Below are 5,505 nucleotides of genomic sequence, written 5' to 3' on the forward strand. Positions count from 1 at the left end.
GGGCGTGTTGTTTGAGAACTCAATAGTGTGTTTGGTGGTTTTTGTTTGTTGTTTTTTGGCCTGCCTCTTTTTCCCGTTTAGGGGTGGGTTGTTTTTGGATGCCAGTTTTTGGTGTCTTGTTTGATGATCGGATTTCTCTGATTGTGAATTCTGCCTGCACTTTTTGGTGTGGGGGTTTTTGTTTGGAGAGTTTGATTCTGGCTCAGGACGAACGCTGGCGGCGTGCTTAACACATGCAAGTCGAACGGAAAGGCCCTTCGGGGTACTCGAGTGGCGAACGGGTGAGTAACACGTGGGTGATCTGCCCTGCACTTTGGGATAAGCCTGGGAAACTGGGTCTAATACCGAATACACCCTTCTGGCTGCATGGTCTGGGAGGGGAAAGCTTTTGCGGTGTGGGATGGGCCCGCGGCCTATCAGCTTGTTGGTGAGGTTATGGCTTACCAAGGCGACGACGGGTAGCCGGCCTGAGAGGGTGACCGGCCACACTGGGACTGAGATACGGCCCAGACTCCTACGGGAGGCAGCAGTGGGGAATATTGCACAATGGGCGCAAGCCTGATGCAGCGACGCCGCGTGAGGGATGACGGCCTTCGGGTTGTAAACCTCTTTCGCCAGGGACGAAGCGCAAGTGACGGTACCTGGAGAAGAAGGACCGGCCAACTACGTGCCAGCAGCCGCGGTAATACGTAGGGTCCGAGCGTTGTCCGGAATTACTGGGCGTAAAGAGCTCGTAGGTGGTTTGTCGCGTTGTCCGTGAAAACTCACAGCTCAACTGTGGGCGTGCGGGCGATACGGGCAGACTGGAGTACTGCAGGGGAGACTGGAATTCCTGGTGTAGCGGTGGAATGCGCAGATATCAGGAGGAACACCGGTGGCGAAGGCGGGTCTCTGGGCAGTAACTGACGCTGAGGAGCGAAAGCGTGGGGAGCGAACAGGATTAGATACCCTGGTAGTCCACGCCGTAAACGGTGGGTACTAGGTGTGGGTTTCCTTCCTTGGGATCCGTGCCGTAGCTAACGCATTAAGTACCCCGCCTGGGGAGTACGGCCGCAAGGCTAAAACTCAAAGAAATTGACGGGGGCCCGCACAAGCGGCGGAGCATGTGGATTAATTCGATGCAACGCGAAGAACCTTACCTGGGTTTGACATGCACAGGACGCCGGCAGAGATGTCGGTTCCCTTGTGGCCTGTGTGCAGGTGGTGCATGGCTGTCGTCAGCTCGTGTCGTGAGATGTTGGGTTAAGTCCCGCAACGAGCGCAACCCTTATCTTATGTTGCCAGCGCGTAATGGCGGGGACTCGTGAGAGACTGCCGGGGTCAACTCGGAGGAAGGTGGGGATGACGTCAAGTCATCATGCCCCTTATGTCCAGGGCTTCACACATGCTACAATGGCCGGTACAAAGGGCTGCGATGCCGTGAGGTGGAGCGAATCCTTTCAAAGCCGGTCTCAGTTCGGATCGGGGTCTGCAACTCGACCCCGTGAAGTCGGAGTCGCTAGTAATCGCAGATCAGCAACGCTGCGGTGAATACGTTCCCGGGCCTTGTACACACCGCCCGTCACGTCATGAAAGTCGGTAACACCCGAAGCCGGTGGCCTAACCCCTTGTGGGAGGGAGCCGTCGAAGGTGGGATCGGCGATTGGGACGAAGTCGTAACAAGGTAGCCGTACCGGAAGGTGCGGCTGGATCACCTCCTTTCTAAGGAGCACCACGAGAATCAGGCCCGCCCACATCGTGTGGGGGTTCGGTGATCTGATCGATTCGTTGGATGGCCCTGGCCTGTAGTGGGTTTCAGGGTCTGGTGCAGGCAACAGACATTGGCGCATGGGTAGGGAAATGCCGTGCGCGGCTGCCAGACACACTATTGGGCTTTGAGACAACAGGCCCTGCAGCCCCGTTGGGGGTTGGCCATTGCCCGTTGGGGTGGTGGAGCGTGTTGTTGCCCTGCTTTGGTGGTGGGGTGTGGTGTTTGATTTGTGGATAGTGGTTGCGAGCATCGAGATGATGGCTTGTATGAGGGCCTGTCTTCCTTTGTGGGGGTGGGTTTTCTTGTGTGGGTTGTCATTTCATGTAATGCAAATTTTTCTGATACTCGCATGCATCTCGTTGTGGGGTGTGTGTGGGTGACTCATTTTTTGGTTTTGTGTTGTAAGTGTTTAAGGGCGCATGGTGGATGCCTTGGCACTGGGAGCCGATGAAGGACGTGGGAGGCTGCGATATGCCTCGGGGAGCTGTCAACCGAGCGTGGATCCGAGGATGTCCGAATGGGGAAACCCGGCACGAGTGATGTCGTGTCACCCAACGCTGAATATATAGGCGTTGGGGGGGAACGCGGGGAAGTGAAACATCTCAGTACCCGTAGGAAGAGAAAACAAAAGTGATTCCGTGAGTAGTGGCGAGCGAAAGCGGAGGATGGCTAAACCGTGTGCATGTGATACCCGGCGGGGGTTGTGTGTGCGGTGTTGTGGGGTCTGTGTTCTGTCCGCCGCCGTGGGCAGCAGCAGTGAGAAAATCAGGTGTTAGGCGAAGTGGCCTGGGATGGTCTGCCGTAGTGGGTGAGAGCCCCGTAGTCGAAAACTCCTGATCTGCTGTCACAGGTTTCCCCGAGTAGCAGCGGGCCCGTGGAATCTGCTGTGAATCTGCCGGGACCACCCGGTAAGCCTGAATACTTCCCAGTGACCGATAGCGGATGAGTACCGTGAGGGAATGGTGAAAAGTACCCCGGGAGGGGAGTGAAATAGTACCTGAAACCGTGCGCTTACAATCCGTCAGAGCCTTCGTTTTTGCGTGGGGTGATGGCGTGCCTTTTGAAGAATGAGCCTGCGAGTCAGGGACATGTCGCGAGGTTAACCCGGGTGGGGTAGCCGTAGCGAAAGCGAGTCTGAATAGGGCGTATCCACACAGTTGTGTGTGGTGTAGTGGTGTGTTCTGGACCCGAAGCGGAGTGATCTACCCATGGCCAGGGTGAAGCGCGGGTAAGACCGCGTGGAGGCCCGAACCCACTTAGGTTGAAGACTGAGGGGATGAGTTGTGGGTAGGGGTGAAAGGCCAATCAAACTCCGTGATAGCTGGTTCTCCCCGAAATGCATTTAGGTGCAGCGTCGCAGTGTTCGTGTCGGAGGTAGAGCTACTGGATGGCCGATGGGCCCCACAGGGTTACTGACGTCAGCCAAACTCCGAATGCCGACACGGTGTAATGCGGCAGTGAGACGGCGGGGGATAAGCTCCGTGCGTCGAGAGGGAAACAGCCCAGATCGCCGGCTAAGGCCCCTAAGCGTGTGCTAAGTGGAAAAGGATGTGCAGTCGCGAAGACAACCAGGAGGTTGGCTTAGAAGCAGCCACCCTTGAAAGAGTGCGTAATAGCTCACTGGTCAAGTGATTGTGCGCCGATAATGTAGCGGGGCTCAAGCACACCGCCGAAGCCGCGGCAGCACACTTGTGTGCTGGGTAGGGGAGCGTCCTGCATCCGGTGAAGCAGCAGAGTGATCTAGCTGTGGAGGGTGTGGGAGTGAGAATGCAGGCATGAGTAGCGATAAGGCAAGTGAGAACCTTGCCCGCCGGAAGACCAAGGGTTCCTGGGCCAGGCCAGTCCGCCCAGGGTGAGTCGGGACCTAAGGCGAGGCCGACAGGCGTAGTCGATGGACAACGGGTTGATATTCCCGTACCCGTGTGTGAGCGTCCCTGATGAATCACCGGTACTAACCGCCCAAAAGGCGACAGATCAATCCCTTCGGGGAGCGACCGTCGCCGGCTGCGCGGGACCTTCGGTGGTAGTAGTCAAGCGATGGGGTGACGCAGGAAGGTAGCCGTACCGGTCAGTGGTAATACCGGGGTAAGCCTGTAGGGCGAGTGATAGGTAAATCCGTCACTCATGATGCCTGAGAGGTGATGCATAGCCGATTGAGGCGAATTCGGTGATCCTATGCTGCCGAGAAAAGCCTCTAGCGAGCGCACACACGGCCCGTACCCCAAACCAACACAGGTGGTCAGGTAGAGAATACCGAGGCGTACGAGTGAACTATGGTTAAGGAACTCGGCAAAATGCCCCCGTAACTTCGGGAGAAGGGGGACCCCCACACCGTCAAGGCCCTCGCGGCCGGCAGCGGGAGGGGGTGGCACAAACCAGTGAGAAGCGACTGTTTACTAAAAACACAGGTCCGTGCGAAGTCGCAAGACGATGTATACGGACTGACGCCTGCCCGGTGCTGGAAGGTTAAGAGGACCCGTTAACCCTTTCGGGGGTGAAGCGGAGAATTTAAGCCCCAGTAAACGGCGGTGGTAACTATAACCATCCTAAGGTAGCGAAATTCCTTGTCGGGTAAGTTCCGACCTGCACGAATGGCGTAACGACTTCTCAGCTGTCTCAACCATAGACTCGGCGAAATTGCATTACGAGTAAAGATGCTCGTTACGCGCGGCAGGACGAAAAGACCCCGGGACCTTCACTACAACTTGGTATTGGTGCTCGATACGGTTTGTGTAGGATAGGTGGGAGACTGTGAAGCCCTCACGCCAGTGAGGGTGGAGTCGTTGTTGAAATACCACTCTGATCGTATTGGGCCTCTAACCTCGGACCGTCTATCCGGTCCAGGGACAGTGCCTGGTGGGTAGTTTAACTGGGGCGGTTGCCTCCTAAAATGTAACGGAGGCGCCCAAAGGTTCCCTCAACCTGGACGGCAATCAGGTGTTGAGTGTAAGTGCACAAGGGAGCTTGACTGCGAGACGGACATGTCGAGCAGGGACGAAAGTCGGGACTAGTGATCCGGCACCTCTGAGTGGAAGGGGTGTCGCTCAACGGATAAAAGGTACCCCGGGGATAACAGGCTGATCTTCCCCAAGAGTCCATATCGACGGGATGGTTTGGCACCTCGATGTCGGCTCGTCGCATCCTGGGGCTGGAGCAGGTCCCAAGGGTTGGGCTGTTCGCCCATTAAAGCGGCACGCGAGCTGGGTTTAGAACGTCGTGAGACAGTTCGGTCTCTATCCGCCGCGCGCGTCAGAAGCTTGAGGAAACCTGTCCCTAGTACGAGAGGACCGGGACGGACGAACCTCTGGTCTACCAGTTGTCCCACCAGGGGCACCGCTGGATAGCCACGTTCGGACAGGATAACCGCTGAAAGCATCTAAGCGGGAAACCCCCTCCAAGACCAGGCTTCTCACCCATTTCAGTGGGATAAGGCCCCCCGCAGACCACGGGATCGATAGACCAGACCTAGAAGCCTCGCAAGAGGTGCAGGGAACTGGCACTAACCGGCCGAAAACTTACAACACCAACAAAACCTCGCAACCACAACCACAAACCACACCACCCCCACCACCAATAAACAAGGGGCTATAAACTTCCCCACCACGGGGATCACTCAAAAACGAGTGAATACAGTTACGGCGGTCCATAGCGGCAGGGAAACGCCCGGTCCCATCCCGAACCCGGAAGCTAAGCCTGCCAGCGCCGATGATACTACCCACACGGGTGGAAAAGTAGGACACCGCCGAACACAAATT

At 56.8% G+C, this 5,505-nt stretch carries 3 rRNA genes; all 3 read left to right on the top strand.

Annotation, left to right across the window (positions count from 1 at the left end):
* Positions 1–179: 179 nt before the first annotated feature.
* The 3 genes from ACTWP6_RS29700 (at position 180) to rrf (ending at position 5,498) form a co-directional block, all read left to right on the top strand.
* A 16S ribosomal RNA gene (locus ACTWP6_RS29700) occupies positions 180–1,701 on the top strand.
* A gap of 448 nt (positions 1,702–2,149) precedes the next feature.
* Positions 2,150–5,273: ribosomal RNA gene (locus ACTWP6_RS29705) — 23S ribosomal RNA — on the top strand.
* A gap of 111 nt (positions 5,274–5,384) precedes the next feature.
* A 5S ribosomal RNA gene (rrf, locus tag ACTWP6_RS29710) occupies positions 5,385–5,498 on the top strand.
* Together the 16S, 23S and 5S rRNA genes form the textbook arrangement of a ribosomal RNA operon.
* Positions 5,499–5,505: the final 7 nt, after the last annotated feature.

The organism is Mycobacterium sp. 4D054, assembly GCF_052245755.1.
In the GTDB taxonomy this organism is placed as follows: Bacteria; Actinomycetota; Actinomycetes; order Mycobacteriales; family Mycobacteriaceae; genus Mycobacterium.